Source organism: Nonomuraea sp. NPDC049637, assembly GCF_040675235.1.
Taxonomy (GTDB): Bacteria; Actinomycetota; Actinomycetes; order Streptosporangiales; family Streptosporangiaceae; genus Nonomuraea.
Window position 1 is genome coordinate 198527 of record NZ_JBFAOM010000008.1, and the last position, 15892, is coordinate 214418.

Below are 15892 nucleotides of genomic sequence, written 5' to 3' on the forward strand. Positions count from 1 at the left end.
ACGGCCCCGCTCGCGGGCCGTACCCGTCCCCACAAAGGGATATTTGCCCTGGCCAACCCCTCGGTATGGACAATTCAGCGTAAGAAGGTAGCTGACGAGGGGGTGAGCCATGATCGAGGTCAAGAGCATCGACAAGCCCGACGAGCGGCGGGACTTCCCGAAGGGCCACCTGGAGATCTGCGAGCTGAGCGGCCTGACGTTCGGGGTCGCCACGTTCGAGCCGGGATGGCGGTGGTCGGAGTCCGTCAGGCCGATCGCCGGCACGTCGTCCTGCCAGGTGCACCACAACGGCTTCGTGGTCTCGGGCCGGATGCGCCTGCGCATGGACGACGGCACCGAGGCCGAGGCGGGGCCGGGCGAGGTCTTCGTCTGCCCGCCCGGACACGACGCCTGGGTGGTCGGGGACGAACAGGTCGTCCTGTACGACTTCGCGGGCGGCGCCGCCGACTACGCCAAGGCGAGTGACGGCTGACGCCGCACGCTCCGGACGGACGCCGCCTAGGCGGGCGCGTGCGTCCGTCTGGGAATGATCTCCTCCAGCGCCTCGGCGACGGTGGCGCGTACGCCGAGACGCCCTTCCAGGCCGGTGATCCGCATCAGTCTGGCCGGTTGCGGGGTCGGCGCGGCGACCATCACCGTCCGTCCCGTGGCGGTGATGCGTTTCCACGCGCCGATCAGCGCGCCGAGTCCGGCCGAATCCATGAAGCCGACGTCGGACAGATCGATCAAAGTGACGGCGGCCGGCGTGCCGTCGAGATAGCCGGTCGCCCAATCCTCGATGGCGCCGGCGGTGTGCAGGTCAAGGTCCCCGGCCGGATGCAGAACGACCGTTTCTCCTGCGGAGTTCGCCAGGAGCCGGAAAGTGTCCACTTTCACTGCTATCACTTCCCTTCTTGGTCCGCTCTCCCCTGCCCACCGGCCGACAAACCCCGTGACCTGCCCGCCGGGCGCAGCGCCGCTGCTCAATGCGGATTTTTTCGCGAAGCAATTAGCGGTGCTCCGCGCGGCCATTCCGGATGCGAATGCGCGGCCATTTCTTCGACGCCGGACGCATGCCCATACATGAGTAAAGAAATGCTGGGCAGCGGCAATGAAACGTGATCGCCGACGTTCGAGGAGAGTGAGAACCATGGTCCTGCTCGGCCTGCTGCTCATGGTCGCCGGGTCGGCCGCCGTGGTCGTCCTGTTCACCCAGACGACGACCACCGCCACCGCCGCGCTGACGCTGATGGGCGTCACCTTCCGGGTGGGCGACCTGGAGCTGTTCGCCGCGGGGGCGGCCACCGCCGCCGCGTTCATCTTCGGCGCCTTCCTGATCGCCGCCGGGATCGGCCGCAGGCTGGCCCGCCGCCGCGAACTGCGCCGTCTGCTGGCCGAGCGGGCCGACGACCGGCCCGCCACGGACCAGGACGAGCGCCGCACGACGGACCAGCCCGCCGACCGCCTGGTGGCCACCACCGGGCCCACCACCGGGCCCACCACTGGGCGAACCACTGGGCGCACCGCCGACCGGCAGCCCGACTCCGCCCCCGCCGCGCGTCACCGGACGCCGGCCGACCGCCTGGTCGCCGGCCGCCGCCGCCCGGCCACCGGCTGACCCCGCGACCGCCCGCCCGGCCCCGAACCGCCACGGGACCGGGCCGGGACCGGGCCGGGACCGGCCGGAACGGGGACGGTCAGGCGGGCAGGGCGTCGGTCGTGGGGACCACCAGGCCGAACAGGTCGCCGATCGTCGTCAGGGCGGCCTCGTGCAGCACGTCGGCGGCCAGCGGCGCGCCGCCGGGGCCGGCCAGGGTGCGGGTGGCGCAGGCGTCGGCGACGACCGTGGGGCGGTAGCCCAGCCGGAAGGCCCCCTGGGCGGTGAAGGTGACGCACATGTGGGTCATGAACCCCGCCAGGACCAGGTCGGGCCCGGCCGCCAGGCCCTCCAGGACGTCCTGGAGCCCGGTCTGGTGGAAGGCGTCGGGGAACGTCTTGACCACCACCGGCTCCCCGTCGCGCGGCGCGACCGGCGCGCTGATCGCCCCGATCTCGGCGCGGACGTCGTACGGGCTGCCGGGGCCGCCGTCGTTGACGACGTGCACGACGCGGGCACCGGCGACTCGGGCGCGCTCCAGCAGGCGGGCGCCGGCCGCGAGGGCCCGGTCGGCGTCCGGCAGGGCCATGACGCCGGTGCGGTAGGTGTTCTGGTAGTCGATCAGCACGAGGGTCGAGTCGGCCAGCCGGGCGGGCTCGGCCGGCAGGCCGACGACCTGGCGCAGGGTGGGCGAGACGGTGCTGCTCATGGCAGGGGTTTCCTTTCGGGCAGGCTCGCGCCGCCGCCCGGCTCGGACGGCGCACGCAGGCAGATGCGGGATCAGGCCACCGTGTGGAAACGGCGGCGGTAGGTGCCGGGGCCGGTGCCCAGACGGCGGCGGAAGGCGCGGTGCAGGGTCTCCACCGAGCCGAGCCCGCTGTCGGCGGCCACCCGGGGCAGCGGCAGGTCGGTGGTCTCCAGCAGCCGGCGCGCCACCTCGACACGCGCCGACTCGACGTACGCGGCCGGGGTGAAGCCGGTCTGCTGCCGGAACACCCGGGTGAACTGGCGCTGGCTCAGCCCCATCCGCGCCGCCAGCTCGACCGTCGTCAGCTCCTCGGCGAGGTGCTCGGCGATCCACAGGCGCAGGTCGTCGATGTCGCGGCGGCCCGAGGCGGCCCGGGTCAGCGGGACGCTGAACTGGCTCTGGCCGCCCTGGCGCTTGAGGTAGACGACCAGTTCGCGGGCCACCGCGAGGGCCGTCTCCTCGCCGTGGTCCTCGGCCACCAGCGCGAGGGTCAGGTCGAGGCAGGCGCTGATGCCCGCGCCCGTCCAGATCCGGCCGCTGGAGCGCAGGAAGATCGGATCGGGATCGACGGTGACCCGGGGGTGGTCGGCGGCCAGTTGCCCGGCGGTGGACCAGTGGGTGGTGGCGGTCAGGCCGTCCAGGAGGCCGGCCTCGGCCAGGATGTGCGCGCCGACGCACACCGAGGCCACCCGGCGGGCGCCCGGAGCGGTCCGCCGTACCCAGGCGACCACCTCGGCGTCCGTCAGGGCGCGGGGCCCGTCGGGCGTGACGGTCACCGCGCCGGGCACCACCAGGGTGTCCACCTGGTCGCCGACCTGGTCGAACGTCAGGTCGGCGACCAGCCGCACCCCGGCGGACGTGGTGACCTGGCCGCCCTGGGGCCCGGCCAGCCGCACGTCGTACAGGGCGCGACCGGCGACCCGGTTGGCCAGGGCGAACACCTCGGCCGGGCCGGTGACGTCGAGCAGGTCGACGTCCGGGAAGAGCGCGATGACGACGCGGTGAGCAGCGGGCATGACCCGATTCTCACCGAACTGGCGGAATGTCTGCAACGACAGTTATCTGTCATATCTGGCCATCGACCAGGCGGCCGGGCCGGTCAGCCGACGTGCAGGTCGGCCGGTTCGCCGAGCCGCAGGGCCAGCAGGGCGACGTCGTCGGTGAAGCCCTCGCCCCGGTGCACGAGCAGCAGCTCGCACATCTCCTCCAGGGGCAGGTGGCGCAGCCGGGAGGCGGTGCGGATCAGGCTCTCCATGCCCCGGTCGAGGCCGTGCGCGGGGTCCTCGACGAGCCCGTCGGTGTAGAGCAGCAGCGTGGACCCGGCCGGGATGACCTGCTCGTGGTCGGGCCGGGGCAGGTCGGGGGTGACGCCGAGGGGGTGGCCGCCCTCGGCCCGCAGGTAGCGGGCGGGGCCCTCGACGGGGAGCAGCAGCGGGGGCAGGTGCCCGGCGGTGGCCCACCTCAGCCGCCAGTCGGTGCCGCCGTACTCCTCCAGGCGGGCCAGCAGCACCGTCGCCATCGGGCCGCCGTGCAGGGCGTGCAGGATCTCGTCGAGGCGGCGCAGGATGTGGGACGGCGGCTCGCAGTGCTCGTAGGCGAGCACCCGCAGCATGTTGCTGATCTGGCTCATGACGGTGGCCGAGCGCAGGTCGTGGCCCATCACGTCGCCGACCATCAGGCAGGGCACGCCGTCGGGCAGGACGATCGCGTCGTACCAGTCGCCGCCGATGCGCGGGACGGTGCTGGAGGGCAGGTAGCGGGCGCAGGCCCACAGGCCGTTCAGGTCGGGCAGCGACGGGAGCAGGCTGCTCTGGAACTCCTCGGTGTTGCGGCGGATGCGCTCGTAGAGGCGGGCGTTCTCGATGGCGACGCCGGCCGCGCTGGCCAGCGCCGCGACGATCCGCTCGTCGTCGCCGGTGAACGGCAGGCCCGACCGTTTGTCGGCGAAGTACAGGTTGCCGTACACGGTGCCGCGGACCAGGATCGGCGTGCCCAGCAGGGTGTGCATCACCGGATGGCCGGGAGGGTACTCGCGGAAGCCGGGATGGGCGAGCACGTCGTCCACGCGCAGCGGCCGCGGCCGGGCCATCAGTTCCTGGAGCAGGCCGTGGCTGGTCGGCAGGCGGCCGATGGCGTCGTGCACGTCCTCGGTGACGCCGTAGGTGAACAGGTCGGCGAACTCGCCCTCGTCGTTGAGCACGCCGAGGGCGCCGTACCGGGCGTCCACCAGGTCGGCCGAGACCTCCACGATCGTGCGGAGGGCCGCGTTCAGCTCCAGCTCGGAACTGATCGCGAGGACGGCCTCCAGCAGGCGCGCCATCCGGCCGTGCAGATCCTCGATCTGCGTCAGGCTCGCCTGCAGCCGCCGGAGCTTCTCGGCGCCGAACGGCCCCAGGTCTCCGCCGTACGCGCCGCCCTCCGGCCGCTGTCCGCCCACCCCACCCCCCGAGATGCCCTTGCCCAGGTCATGCCCCCGGTCACCGGCATGACACCTGGTCACGGGCACTGCGGGAGGGCGCTCAGAGCACCTTGGAGGAGGCAGCCGCCCAGGTGTTGCAGGAGCCCGGGTCGCCGGTGGCGAAGCCCTGCTTGATCCAGGAGCGGATGGTGGCGGTCTTGCCGTACGAGCTGTACTTGCCCTCCTTGTCCCCGTTGGGAAGGGTGAGGAAGTAGCCCCAGTCCTTCTTCGACCTGCCCTCCAGGGGCCAGACGCTCTTGATGAACGCGCCGGACAGGCAGGCCACCTGAAGATGATTGCGCCGGTCCTGCTCACGCTCCTCGGCCTTGCCGCGGTACGTGATCACGTCGTAGGCGTCGGCGACCCCGACGAGGTTCTGCACGTGGTAGCCGTACATCGAGGCGGTCGTGTGGAGCAGCCACAGGTCGCTCGGGTCGTCGGTCCAGTCCTTGCCGATCTGGAAGGCCAGCGTGCGGGTCTTGTCGCAGTACCACGCCTGCGACGCTTCGTTGCTCCCCGCGATGCCGCAGTAGCTCTTGGGGATGCGGTCCATGTGCCGCACCTTCACCGGCGCGTACGGCAGCCCCGCCGCGGTCAGGTGCTGCTGCCAGGTGGTCTCCAGGCAGGCGATGACGGCGTCCACGTAGGCGCGGGCCTGCTTGACGTTGTGGCGCTTGACCCGCGGCTCGGCGCAGGTGGTCGTGGGCAGCGGGCCCGCCTCGTAGAGGGGGTTGGCGATCAGCTTGGGGTGCTTGACCGGGTAGGCCGCACTCTCGGCGGCGGCCGTGCCGGCCAGGGAGGCCGTGAGCACGCCCGCCATCGTCAAGATCATGAGGGGTTTCACGAAGGGTGACAATAGGGCCAGAACCCCGCCGCCACAAGCTGGTCAGCCGGTCACGGTGGTGACGTTCAGTTGCGGGGCGGAGCGGATCTCGGCGTCGGTGAAGCGTTCCGTGACCCAGCCTCCCCGGGAGAACAGGGCGGTCTGGTCGGTGTGGTGGGGGGAGCTCGGGTCGGCGGACAGGGAGTAGGTCAGGACGGTGCGGGTGCGCGGCCCGTCCGGGGTGAGCTCGACGGCCATCATGAAGCTGGAGCCGGTGTTCACATCGGGGTAGCGGCCGTCCTTGCCGAGCGGGCCGGAGTTGCGGACGCGGTCGAAGCAGCCCTCCCCCTCGGTGCAGCCGGGGATCGGGACCGACGCGTAGTGCTGGGCCTGGCCGGTGGTCAGGGTCAGGGGCAGGCGGTTGTCGCGGAAGAACAGCACGGCGTCGGCCAGGGCGCGCCGCACGGCGGGGTCGTCCCGCTTGAGGCCGCGCGGCGTGGTGAGCGGGCGGGCGGGGTCGAACGGCACCCGCCACCAGCTCTGCGGCGGCTCTCCGGGCTTGACGGGGGCCTGCAGCCCGTCGAAGAACCGCCGCCACAACACGGCCCCCTCGCCGTCCAGGGTGGCGCGCCCGTCCCAGCGGGTCAGGGTCCGGCAGGCGTCCCGTACGTCGACCCGCTCCCCCGAGGAGGCCCGCAGCTCGCGACGGTCCCGGCACAACGCCTTCAGGTCCGTGCGCATGAGCTCGAAGCCGAGGTTGCGCTTGCTCCGCGCGGTGGCCTGGAGCGTCTCCAGGGTGAAGCCGGGCGCGCCGAGCCCGTCGGCGCCCTTGAGCCGCCGGTCGATCATGTCCAGGCTGACCCGGGGCCGCAGCTCCACGTCGGTCCGTACGGTGCCCCAGACCTGGTCGTAGCCGGTCAGCGGCGCGGCCGGGTTCGTCATCCACGGGCTGTTGTTGGAGTTGGCGACGTAGTCGGCGCGGGTCAGGCCGGGCTGGTTGCCGGGGCCGAAGATGCCCGGCACGACGGCGTCGGCGTCCTTGCCCCACAGGCACGCCGAGGTCGAGCCGTCCAGGACGAAGGCGTCGATCGACGGGTCGGGCGACGGCATGGCGCACCGGCGGGCCTGGGCGTCGGTGACGTGCGGAACGACGGAGGCGTCGGCGAAGGACGCCGTCCCCCCGACGTCCGCGGCCAGCGTGTAGACGAACGGCAGGCCCTGGTGGGCGTCCTGGGCGGCGCGCAGCCCGCGCAGGTCGCCGGCCTTGGCCATCGCCAGCCACTCGTCGGCCGCCCGCAGGTTGGCGGCGTTGACGTCGGCCAGCGCGTACGCGTACTCCTCGCCGCGCCCGGCGGCCAGCACCGGGCCGTAGCGGGAGGTGAACAGGGTGCGGGAGACGAGGGTGCCGTCCTGGAGCGGGACCACGACCTCCTGGCGGCCCATCGGCTCGGGCCGGCCGTCGACCAGGTAGGTGGTGGGGTCGCCCTGCGCCAGTCGGAGCCGGTAGAGGGTGAACCGCTGGGCGTGGGAGACGGTGTGGGTCCAGGCGACGGTCCTGTTGTGGCCGATCTGCACGACGGGGGTGCCGTACAGGCTGCCGCCGGCGACGTCCAGCACGCCGGGGATGGTGAGCTGCACCTGGTAGAAGCGGCGGACGCCGTTCCACGGGAAGTGCGGGTCGGCCAGCAGCATGCCGCGGCCGTCGCGGGTGGCCTCGCGGCCCAGCGCCCAGCCGTTGCTGCCGGGGGCGCGGCGCGGGCCGTCGTCCCCGTCGTCGCCGCCGCCGACGATGGCCTCCTTGAGCGCCGAGCTGCCCGACATGCGGCCGAGGTCGAGGAGGTTGGCCCAGACGTCGTCGGCGGTGATCGGGCCGACCCACGACTTGCCGCGGCAGGTGGGGTCGGGCAGGTCGGCCACGCCGGTGTCGTCGAGGTAGCGGTTGTAGCCGGCCACGTACCCGTCGACCAGCTCGCGCAGCTCCGCGCTGGGCCCGATGGGGGCGGGCCTGGCCAGCAGCCGCCGGACGACGCCGGAGTCGGCGACGCTGCGGTGGTAGAGGTCGCTGGTGAGGTTGGCGACCGGGCGCACCGGGTCGTCGGACAGGGCCCGCAGGCCGAAGTGGCGGGATCGTTCGCCGCGCAACGTCACCACCCACGAGGCCAGCACGCACAGGTTGTCCTGGGCGAAGGCGTACCCGTAGCCGAAGCCGAGGCCGCCGTGGTCCTTGGCGGACACGTGCGGGATGCCGTACTCGGTGCGCCGGATCTCGGCCGAGTAGCGGCCGGCGGCGGCCGCGACCGGCGGGGCCGGCGGGGCCGTGAGCAGGCCGGCGAGCACGGCGAGCACGATCGCCGCGCAGGACGCTCGCAGCTTCATGGGGCTCCTATTCGAAACGCGCGTTGTCGGGCGAGGTCATGCGCCGCAGCAGCGGCAGGACGGTCGAGATCACCAGCAGGGAGGCCACCAGCCCGCCGCCGACGCCGGCGAAGTACGCGGGCCCCGGCATCGCCAGGGAGGCCCCCTTCATGGCGAGGGCGTCGATGAACGGCGCCGCCACCCCGAACCCGGCCCCGGCCGCCACGACGGCCGCCAGGACGAGCGGCAACGCCGACTCCAGCAGCACGACCGCGCCCAGGGTGCGGCCGGGGGTGCCGGCCAGCCGCAGCAGCGTGAACGGCTGGCGGCGTTCCACCAGCCCGCCGCCGACCGCCACCAGCAGGCTGCAGCCGCCGGCGAGCAGCGTCAGCGCGACCATGGCCAGCGCGACGTTCTCGGCCTGCGTGTAGAGCGCCGCCCGGACCTGGGCGACCTCGTCGAACGTCATCGGCGGGCCGGTGCTCTGCCCGGCCAGCAGGGTGCGGATCTCCTCCAGCGTCGCCGGGTCGGCCATGGTGACCAGCACGGAGGCCAGATTGAGCCCGTCGGCGGAGACCGGCTCGCTGCCGGGCCCGGCGAGGGGGATCAGCTTGTCGATGGTGAGCGGGTTGTCGGCCTCCACCACCCGGTCGAACCGTCCGGCGACGGCCCGCGCGCCCGGCGGGCACTGCCCGAGCGCCGGGAAGCGGGCCAGGTCGGCGCACTCGACGACCGCGCGGGGCGGCGGGGGCCGCTCGGGGTCGATCACCCGGTCCTCCGCCTCCTCCTTCGCGGCGTGGATCGGCAGCACGCCGACGCCCGGATACGCGCGCAGCCGGGCCACCAGCTCGGCCCCGGCCTGCGGCGACAACCCGCCGCCGCCGAGGTCGCCGAGCGGGGCGCGCAGCACGCCGGACAGCGTGCCGCCGGCCACCGCCCGCTGGCCGTCCACCACGGCGGGCACGATCCCGGCGATCGCCGTCCCGATGAACACCGCGAGGACGAGCCCGCTCACCGACCTGAAGGCGGCCTTCGGGTCGGCGGCCAGCCGCCGGGCGGCCAGCAGCGTCGCCGCTCCGCCGGTCAGCCGGGCGGCCAGGCGGGCGGCCAGCATCGTCAGCCAGGGGCCGGCCAGGATGAGCCCGATCATGATCAGCGCCAGGCCCGCCGAGGCCGGCCCGGCGTCCGGCTTGCGGTCGTCGGTCTGGAACATCGGCACCGCGAACAGCGCCAGCCCGGCCAGCAGCGGGATCGCCCGCCAGGCGCGCGGCGGCCGTGGGGCGCCCTTCCTGAGCGCGCCCAGCGGCGAGATCCGGACCCGGCGCAGCGACCACAGCGCGCTCACCCCGGCCAGCAGCGGGACGCCGGCGAGCACGGCCGCGTACTGCCAGGCGGCCGGGGTCACCGTGTCGGGGAAGAACCGGGAGCCGGTGACGCGGATGCCGGCGACGGCCGGACGTACCAGGAGGAAGAGCACGATCCCGGCGAGCGTGCCGGTCAGCGCGCCGAGCGCGGAGTCCACCGCGGCGAACAGGTTGACCTGCCGGGACGTGCCGCCCACCAGCCGGATCGCGGCGAAGCGCGCCTCGCGGCGGGCGGCGGCCAACCGGGTGGCGGTGTTGACCAGCACCAGCAGCGGCAGCAGCAGCCCGACGGCCGCGATCGCGAACCCGAAGTGGTAGACGTCGGCGTCGCCGTCGACGGCGGGCTCGTCGGCCGTCGTGTCGACCTGCCGGGTGCCGCGCAGGGCGGCGACCTGCTCGGGCGTGCGGCCGATCACGATGGTCAGGTCGTCGGGGCCGGTGAGCGCGGCACGGCCGATCGTCCCTGCCCTCGTGCCGGGGAAGCGGTCGGCGAGCTGCGTGCGCGGCGCCGAGTCCAGCAGCCCGGCCAGCGCCGGGGAGACGTAGTACTGGCCGGGCGCGGGCATGCGCGACAGCCCGGGGACGACGGGAGCCTGACCGCCGAGCGCGGCGGCGTCGAGCCGCCTGATCGGGCGTCCGGCGTAGTAGTCCTCGTGGTAGTTCCACAGGGCGCCGGTGGCGGTGGCGTCGAGGGCCCAGCCGCTGGGGGCGGTGCCGCGGGTGCACTCCCAGCAGGTGCGCTCGCCGGCCGTCTGGAAGGCGTTGAACAGGGAGAGCGTGGCCAGCAGCACCGTCACGCCGACCGCCACGCCCGCGACGATCAGCGCGAGCCGGGCGGCCGCCTCCCTGCCTCCGGCCAGCGACAGCCGCAGGCCGAGGGCGATCACCGTACGACCTGACCGGCGAAGGGGTCGGTGAGCCGGCCGTCGCGGACGATGACCTCCCGGTCGGCGCAGGAGGCGACGCGGGCGTCGTGGGTCACCACGAGCACGGTCGTGCCCTCCTCGCGCGCCAGGCCGACCAGCAGTTCCATGACGTGCTCGCCGGTCAGCGAGTCGAGCGAGCCGGTCGGCTCGTCGGCGAACAACACCCGCGGCCCGGTCACCAGCGCCCTGGCGATCGCCACCCGCTGCGCCTGCCCGCCGGACAGCTCGCCGATGCGCCGCCCGCCCAGCTCGGCCAGCTCCAGCCGCTCCAGCCAGCCCGCCGCCCGCCGGTACGCCTCCTTGCGCCCGGTACGCGCGAGCAGCAGCGGCAGGGCGACGTTGTCGGCCGCGGTGAGCTCCGGCACGAGCTGCCCGAACTGGAACACGAAGCCGAACGCGGTGCGCCGCAGCCGGGTGCGCCGGTCGTCGCTCATGGTGTCCAGGCGGCTGCCGTCGAACCACACCTCGCCGCTGTCGGGGGTGAAGATCCCGGCCAGGCAGTGCAGCAACGTCGACTTGCCCGAGCCGCTCGGGCCCATGACCGCCACGATCTCGCCGGCCGCCACCTCCAGGCTCGCCTCCCGCAGCGCCGGGGTGCGGCCGAAGGAGCGGCTGATCCCGCGGGCCTCCAGGATCACGACGACCCCCGCACCAGCTCGGCCAGCGCGTCCAGCCGCGCCTGCGTGACGTCGATCCAGCGCAGGTCGGCTTCCAGGTGGAACATGCCGTGGTCGGCGAGCAGCGCGTCGGCGAGCGAGTCCCCTCGCTTGATCTGCGCGAACTCGCGCATGCGCCGCAGGTGGGTGGCGCGCTGGAGGTCGAGATAGGCCGCCGCGTCGCGGCCCAGCATCAGCGCCAGCACGACCTTGGTGAACAGCACGGTCTGCAGGTACGGCTCGGCCGCGACCGGCTCGCTCAGCCACGCCTCGACCTCACGCGCGCCGACGGGGGTGATCGCGTAGCGCTTGCGCTCGGGGCCGTCGCCGGGCTCGCTCTCCCCGGCGGTGACCTTGCCGTCCCTGGCCAGCCGGCCGAGGGTGGAGTACACCTGGCCGAAGGGCAGGGACTTGCCGCGGCCGAAATAGGTGTCGTAGTCGCGCTTCAGGTCGTAGCCGTGGCTCGGCTCCCGCTCAAGGAGTCCGAGCAGCGCAAGAGGAACGCTCATGCTCCCGCACTATATACCGAGGGTATATACGGGGGGCATAATCGCGTCGAGCTCGGTCGGCGTCCCTCGGTCGGCGTCCCTCAGGAGGTGGCGCTGGGTGACGGCGTGGGGCGGTGGTCGCCGTGCCGGGGGCCGCCCTTGTCGCCGTGCCAGTCGCCGTTCCTGTCGCCGTTCCGGTCGTCCCAGCGGTCGTCGCCGTGGGGGTGCCGGCCGCGGCCGTCGCGGGCGGTCACGTCGTGGACGGTGACGGCGGTGGCCGTGCCGCCGGTGACCTTGGCGCTGACCATGACCTTCTGGCCGGTCTTGATCGCGTCGATACCCTGGTCGCGGTTGATCCGGGTGCCTGCGTCGACGACGTACTGCTTGGTGTAGCCGTCCGCGCTCTTGACCGTGACGGAGTTCTGGCCGACGGCGGTGACGTCGCCGTACTGGGTGGCCACCGTCACGTACGCGCCCTGCCCGTCGGGCACGACGAACTCGCCGTGGACGGGCGGGCCGCCGAACCCGCGCCCCCAGCCGCGTCCCTTGTCGGACGGCGAGCCCGACGGGACGGCCGACGGGCTCGCCGCGGGCGGGGGCGTCCCGGTGGGCGACGGCGCCGGCGAGAGCGCCGAGGCGGCGGCCACGCCGGCGCCGGTGGCCAGGACGACCGCGGTGGTCGCGGCGAGCAGTACGGAGCGGGGGAATCGGCGCCTGGGCGGTTCGTTCTCCAGGGTCTCCGCCTTGCCGAATCCGTCAGGCCCAGAGGTCATGGTCTTTCCTCTCCATGGGATACAACACCACAACCCTGCCCCGAACCGCCTAAAACGGTCGTAAACGCCCATCGACCTGCGGCCCGCGTCCCCGCGCGCGGGCCGCGGCCGGCGTCAGGAGGCCGAGACGCGCACGAGCGCGCGGTCCCCGTCACGCAGGACGGCGATCCGGGTGCCGGTGTCGGGCACCTTCACCCCGAGCTGCGGCAGATCGGGGTGCCAGTAGACGCCCCGGTGGTCGTCGAACACCGGAACGCCCGGACGCGCCGGGAACACGGCGGGAACGCCCGCCGAGTGCAGCCGCAGCCGGTCCGTGCGGGCATTGCCGAACGGCGCGTCGAACACCTGGAGCCGCGCCCCGGCCGCCGCCCCACTGGCCCAGCGCAGCGGCTCGGGCCGGGCGTCGACGGGCAGGATCATGCCCTCGCCGGGGTGGTCGCGGGTGGTGTTGTCGCCGTACCAGGCGTCCCAGAGCCAGATGAGCACGCCCTGCTGGTACGGGTAGTGCTCGACCCGCTGGCTGCCGGTCCACCCGAAGTTGTACGGCCCGGTCCGCAGGTAGGCGTTGTACCCGGTGTAACGCCGGTTCTCGGCGAGGTAGGCCCGGGAGAAGCGCTGCACGCCCACCTCGCCGCTGCGGGCGAAGCCCACCGCCGTCCACTCGCCCTCACCCTGCTCGACGTCGTCGGCGAACACGCCGGGCACCTGGACGTCGTCCAGCCGGAAGCCGGACTCGGAGGTGTTGGAGTCGGTCGAGTAGCGGAAGCGGAACCAGATCCTGCCGCCCGCGTACGGGCTCAGATCGTAGGCGATCTCCCGCCAGTCCGAGCTTCCGGTGAGCGGCTGCCCGACCGGCGTCCAGGCCGCGCCGTCGCGGGAGACCTCGGCGTACAGGAAGTCGTAGCCCTGCTCGATCGCGTAGGCCGCGTGCGCCCTGAGCGTCGGCTCCGTGGCCCGGGAGAGGTCGATCTGCCGGGTGAGCGTCTGCTCAAGGTTGTCGCCCTTGCCGCTCCACCACTGCCACTCCCCCTGGTACGGCCGGCCCAGCGGGGTGCTGATCTCGCGCGCCGGCAGGTCCACCACGAGCGCCTGCGGATCGCGGGTGTTGTAGGAGCCGACGCCGAGGGTGTGCGTGGAGGGGGTGGCGGCGCGGGCCCGGTCGTAGGCCAGCCAGCCGAGCTGGAGTTTGCTCCAGGCGTCCAGGTCGCCGGCGTACTCGCCGAGCGGGCCGGTCCGCGAGCTCAGGTAGGAGCCGGACGACATCAGCGACCAGAAGTTGACCGAGTTGTCGCCGCCGCCCGCGTACAGGTCGGGCAAGCCCAGGTCGTGGCCGAACTCGTGGGCGGTCAGGCCGACGCCGCTGTTCTCGCCGACCGTCAGGTAGTCGCCGACCCAGATGCCGGTGTCGCCGATCTGGGTGCCGCCGTTGCGGTTGCCCTCGGGGCCGGCCTGGCCGCGCTCGGGCCAGTAGGCGAAGTAGCGGTGGGCCCAGACGGCGTCCGCGCCCTGCGCGCCGCCGCCCCAGGTCTCGTCCACGCCGGCGTGCACGACCTGGTAGTGGTCCAGGTAGCCGTCGGGCTCGTCGAAGTCGCCGTCGTTGTCGTGGTCGTAGCGGTCCCAGACGTCGTACTTGGCCAGTTCTGCGCGGATCTGCTCCACCGTCCTGCCCTTGGCCTTCTCGGCCTCGTACCAGGCGTTGGCCGAGTCGCGGACCAGGTCCCAGTTGTTCCAGCAGATGCCGCCCTCCTCGGGGGCGCACCGGTCGCTGCCGTAGCGGGCCTCGTTGTACGGCACGCGTACCCAGTCGCTGACGTAGCCGTCGAGGTCGTAGCGGCCGGAGGACTGGAGGCGGTAGTAGTCGCGCAGGGAGTTGCCGCCGGTGGCGAAGTAGGACTTCGCGTAGGAGGCGCGGTCGAAGTCGGGACGCCAGAGGGTGTGGTTGTCGTCGGTGCCGCGCGGGTCGGGGATCGCGTTGTGGCGGGGGCCGGGCTGACCGCCGTACTTGATCTGGCCGTCGATCTTCGTCTCGTTGTCCACCTTGTCGCCGAACTCGGCCAGGACGACGAAGACCTGGTCCTTGCGCTCCTGGGCGAGCTCGACGTAGCGGTGGCCGACCTTGACCGAGCGGCCGGGCCGCGCCTTGGCCGCCGCCGCGTCCGGGGATAAGACGCCTTCGACGGCCTGCCTGCGCAGCGCCGCCTGCTCGCGTTGCTGCGGGCTGAGCGGGGAGATCTCCCTGCTCACCTTCTTCGCGGGCGGCGCCGCGGGCTCCGCCGCGGCGGAGACGGAAGGGACGCCGAGCGCGGCGATCGCCAGGAGGGCGGCCGCCGCGGAGAGAGTGATTCGCATGGCATGTAACATGTCACACTTCAAGTCTCCCGTCTCTACCTCCGGCCGATCTTCCGGGGAGGCAGATTGCGTCACTCGACGATCAGGTTGACCGGGATGTTGCCGCGGGTGGCGTTGGAGTACGGGCAGACCAGGTGGGTGGCCTCGACCAGCTCGCGGGCGACCTCGGGGGCGATGTCGTCGGGCAGCTCGACGCGGAGCGGGGCGTCGAGCTGGAACCCGCCCGCACCGTTGGGCGACAGGCCGATCTCCGCCGTGACGGCGGCGTCGGAGACGTCGATCCGCTTCTGCCCGGCCACCAGCCGCATGGCCGAGGCGAAACAGGCGGCGTAGCCGGCGGCGAAGAGCTGCTCGGGGTTGGTGCCCTCGCCGTCGCCGCCCAGCTCCTTCTGCAGGGCCAGCTTGACGTCCAGCCTGCCGTCGGAGGAGACCGCGCGCCCGTCGCGGCCCGCCGAGGTGGCGATGGCGGTGTACATGCTCATGACCGGTTGCCCTTCGCTCTATCAGACAGACCTGTCTGTCTAGTTCGTTGAGCCTGAGACTAGACAGGTCTGTCTGGTAGCGTCAAGGAGTGAGCGCAGAGACGGTGAAGGAACCCCGCCCGAGCCCGGCCCGCACCCGGGTCCTGGAGACCGCGGCGCGGCTGTTCTACGCCGAGGGCGTGCACTCGGTGGGGATCGACCGGATCATCGCGGCGGCGGGCGTCGCGAAGGCGACCTTCTACCACCACTTCCCGAGCAAGGACGAGCTGGTCCGGGCGTACATCGCCGAGCAGGGCTCGATGCAGCGGGCCATGGTTGACACGCTGCGCGCTGACTCACCCCGGGAGACGCTGACGGCCGTCTTCGCGTTCATGTGCGAGTTCGGGTCCGGCCCGGGTTACCGCGGCTGCCCGTTCGTCAACACGGCGGCCGAGTACCCGGATCCGGCGCATCCCGTACGGAAGGCCATCGCCGAGCACCGGCGCTGGCACCGCGACCTGTACCGCGACCTCCTGGCCGCCGACGGCCACGCCGACGCCGAACGCACCGCCGACATCCTCCTCCTGGTCAGGGACGGCCTGGTAGTGGGCTTCGACCTGGACGACCCGGCCACCGTCCGCACCACCGTCCAGGAAACCCTGACCCGCATCCTCCCCCCAGACCCACCCCACCCCGGAACGGCGACCACAGACGCGCAGCGAATTCGAGGCCAGAGCCGGAAGCCGAAGCCCGAGGTCGGACGCTAGAGCCAGGACCGGGCGCCTGAACCATGGGTCGAAGGCGGGGACCGAGGGCCGGGAAGCGCGCCGCGCCCTTCGCGAGCCCACCTTGACATTCCCACGCTCACATCCCTTCGCCTTCGGCGACCCTCGGCTTCTGCACCCTCCGCCTTCT

Annotated in this window: 15 protein-coding genes; 3 read left to right on the top strand and 12 right to left on the bottom strand. The window is 73.2% G+C overall.

The window, feature by feature from the left end; genetic code table 11:
• Positions 1–109 precede the first annotated feature (109 nt).
• On the top strand, positions 110–472 hold the full coding sequence (locus AB0J71_RS14300) for a cupin domain-containing protein (protein ID WP_352330345.1): 363 nt from the start codon (positions 110–112) through the stop codon (positions 470–472).
• Between the two features lie 26 nt (positions 473–498).
• Here the strand turns inward: AB0J71_RS14300 and AB0J71_RS14305 are convergent, their stop codons facing one another.
• Positions 499–870 carry an STAS domain-containing protein gene (locus AB0J71_RS14305; protein WP_352330347.1) on the bottom strand — a complete coding sequence of 124 codons (372 nt, stop codon included), beginning with the start codon at positions 868–870 and terminating at the stop codon, positions 499–501.
• A 250-nt stretch (positions 871–1120) separates the two neighbouring features.
• Between AB0J71_RS14305 and AB0J71_RS14310 the strand changes: the two genes are divergently transcribed.
• A complete protein-coding gene (locus tag AB0J71_RS14310; RefSeq protein WP_364414395.1) occupies positions 1121–1597 on the top strand; it encodes a hypothetical protein in 477 nt (158 codons plus the stop codon).
• A 79-nt stretch (positions 1598–1676) separates the two neighbouring features.
• Here AB0J71_RS14310 and AB0J71_RS14315 read toward each other — a convergent pair whose 3' ends face one another.
• The 11 genes from AB0J71_RS14315 to AB0J71_RS14365 form a co-directional block, all read right to left on the bottom strand.
• Entirely contained in the window at positions 1677–2285 is a 609-nt protein-coding gene (locus AB0J71_RS14315; RefSeq protein ID WP_364414397.1) for a cysteine hydrolase family protein, read from the bottom strand.
• A 71-nt stretch (positions 2286–2356) separates the two neighbouring features.
• Positions 2357–3340 carry a helix-turn-helix domain-containing protein gene (locus tag AB0J71_RS14320; RefSeq protein ID WP_364414399.1) on the bottom strand — a complete coding sequence of 328 codons (984 nt, stop codon included), beginning with the start codon at positions 3338–3340 and terminating at the stop codon, positions 2357–2359.
• An 83-nt stretch (positions 3341–3423) separates the two neighbouring features.
• Positions 3424–4824 carry a GAF domain-containing SpoIIE family protein phosphatase gene (locus tag AB0J71_RS14325; protein WP_352328443.1) on the bottom strand — a complete coding sequence of 467 codons (1401 nt, stop codon included), beginning with the start codon at positions 4822–4824 and terminating at the stop codon, positions 3424–3426.
• A gap of 19 nt (positions 4825–4843) precedes the next feature.
• Positions 4844–5626 (bottom strand): neutral zinc metallopeptidase, encoded by a 783-nt coding sequence (locus AB0J71_RS14330; RefSeq protein ID WP_364414401.1) that lies wholly within the window; start codon positions 5624–5626, stop codon positions 4844–4846.
• 42 nt (positions 5627–5668) lie between these two features.
• The gene (locus AB0J71_RS14335) at positions 5669–7981 is read right to left on the bottom strand and encodes a penicillin acylase family protein (protein WP_364414403.1); all 2313 of its coding nucleotides are present in this window, start codon (positions 7979–7981) and stop codon (positions 5669–5671) included.
• 7 nt (positions 7982–7988) lie between these two features.
• Positions 7989–10211, bottom strand: a complete 2223-nt coding sequence (locus AB0J71_RS14340; protein WP_364414405.1) for an FtsX-like permease family protein — start codon at positions 10209–10211, stop codon at positions 7989–7991.
• Complete coding sequence (locus AB0J71_RS14345) at positions 10208–10888, bottom strand: ABC transporter ATP-binding protein (RefSeq protein WP_352328447.1); 681 nt, start codon at positions 10886–10888, stop codon at positions 10208–10210. The genes AB0J71_RS14340 and AB0J71_RS14345 overlap by 4 nt, the downstream gene beginning before the upstream one ends.
• Positions 10885–11415, bottom strand: a complete 531-nt coding sequence (locus tag AB0J71_RS14350) for a PadR family transcriptional regulator (RefSeq protein WP_352328448.1) — start codon at positions 11413–11415, stop codon at positions 10885–10887. Before AB0J71_RS14350 ends, AB0J71_RS14345 begins: the two co-directional genes overlap by 4 nt.
• An 80-nt stretch (positions 11416–11495) precedes the next feature.
• Positions 11496–12167: a hypothetical protein gene (locus tag AB0J71_RS14355; RefSeq protein ID WP_364414407.1), complete on the bottom strand. Its 672-nt coding sequence runs from the start codon at positions 12165–12167 to the stop codon at positions 11496–11498.
• A gap of 114 nt (positions 12168–12281) precedes the next feature.
• Positions 12282–14516, bottom strand: a complete 2235-nt coding sequence (locus tag AB0J71_RS14360; RefSeq protein WP_364414409.1) for an immune inhibitor A domain-containing protein — start codon at positions 14514–14516, stop codon at positions 12282–12284.
• Between the two features lie 71 nt (positions 14517–14587).
• Positions 14588–14998: an organic hydroperoxide resistance protein gene (locus tag AB0J71_RS14365; RefSeq protein WP_364414411.1), complete on the bottom strand. Its 411-nt coding sequence runs from the start codon at positions 14996–14998 to the stop codon at positions 14588–14590.
• A gap of 89 nt (positions 14999–15087) precedes the next feature.
• Here AB0J71_RS14365 and AB0J71_RS14370 point away from each other — a divergent pair, with 89 nt between their 5' ends.
• Positions 15088–15744, top strand: coding sequence for a TetR/AcrR family transcriptional regulator (locus AB0J71_RS14370; protein WP_364414413.1), 657 nt, complete (start codon positions 15088–15090; stop codon positions 15742–15744).
• Positions 15745–15892: the final 148 nt, after the last annotated feature.

Coding starts and splice junctions, on each gene's coding strand:
- AB0J71_RS14300 (WP_352330345.1), top strand. CDS start 110: ATGATCGAGGTCAAGAGCATCGACAAGCCCGACGAGCGGCGGGACTTC.
- AB0J71_RS14315 (WP_364414397.1), bottom strand. CDS start 2,285: ATGAGCAGCACCGTCTCGCCCACCCTGCGCCAGGTCGTCGGCCTGCCG.
- AB0J71_RS14320 (WP_364414399.1), bottom strand. CDS start 3,340: ATGCCCGCTGCTCACCGCGTCGTCATCGCGCTCTTCCCGGACGTCGAC.
- AB0J71_RS14335 (WP_364414403.1), bottom strand. CDS start 7,981: ATGAAGCTGCGAGCGTCCTGCGCGGCGATCGTGCTCGCCGTGCTCGCC.
- AB0J71_RS14350 (WP_352328448.1), bottom strand. CDS start 11,415: ATGAGCGTTCCTCTTGCGCTGCTCGGACTCCTTGAGCGGGAGCCGAGC.
- AB0J71_RS14355 (WP_364414407.1), bottom strand. CDS start 12,167: ATGACCTCTGGGCCTGACGGATTCGGCAAGGCGGAGACCCTGGAGAAC.
- AB0J71_RS14360 (WP_364414409.1), bottom strand. CDS start 14,516: ATGCGAATCACTCTCTCCGCGGCGGCCGCCCTCCTGGCGATCGCCGCG.
- AB0J71_RS14365 (WP_364414411.1), bottom strand. CDS start 14,998: ATGAGCATGTACACCGCCATCGCCACCTCGGCGGGCCGCGACGGGCGC.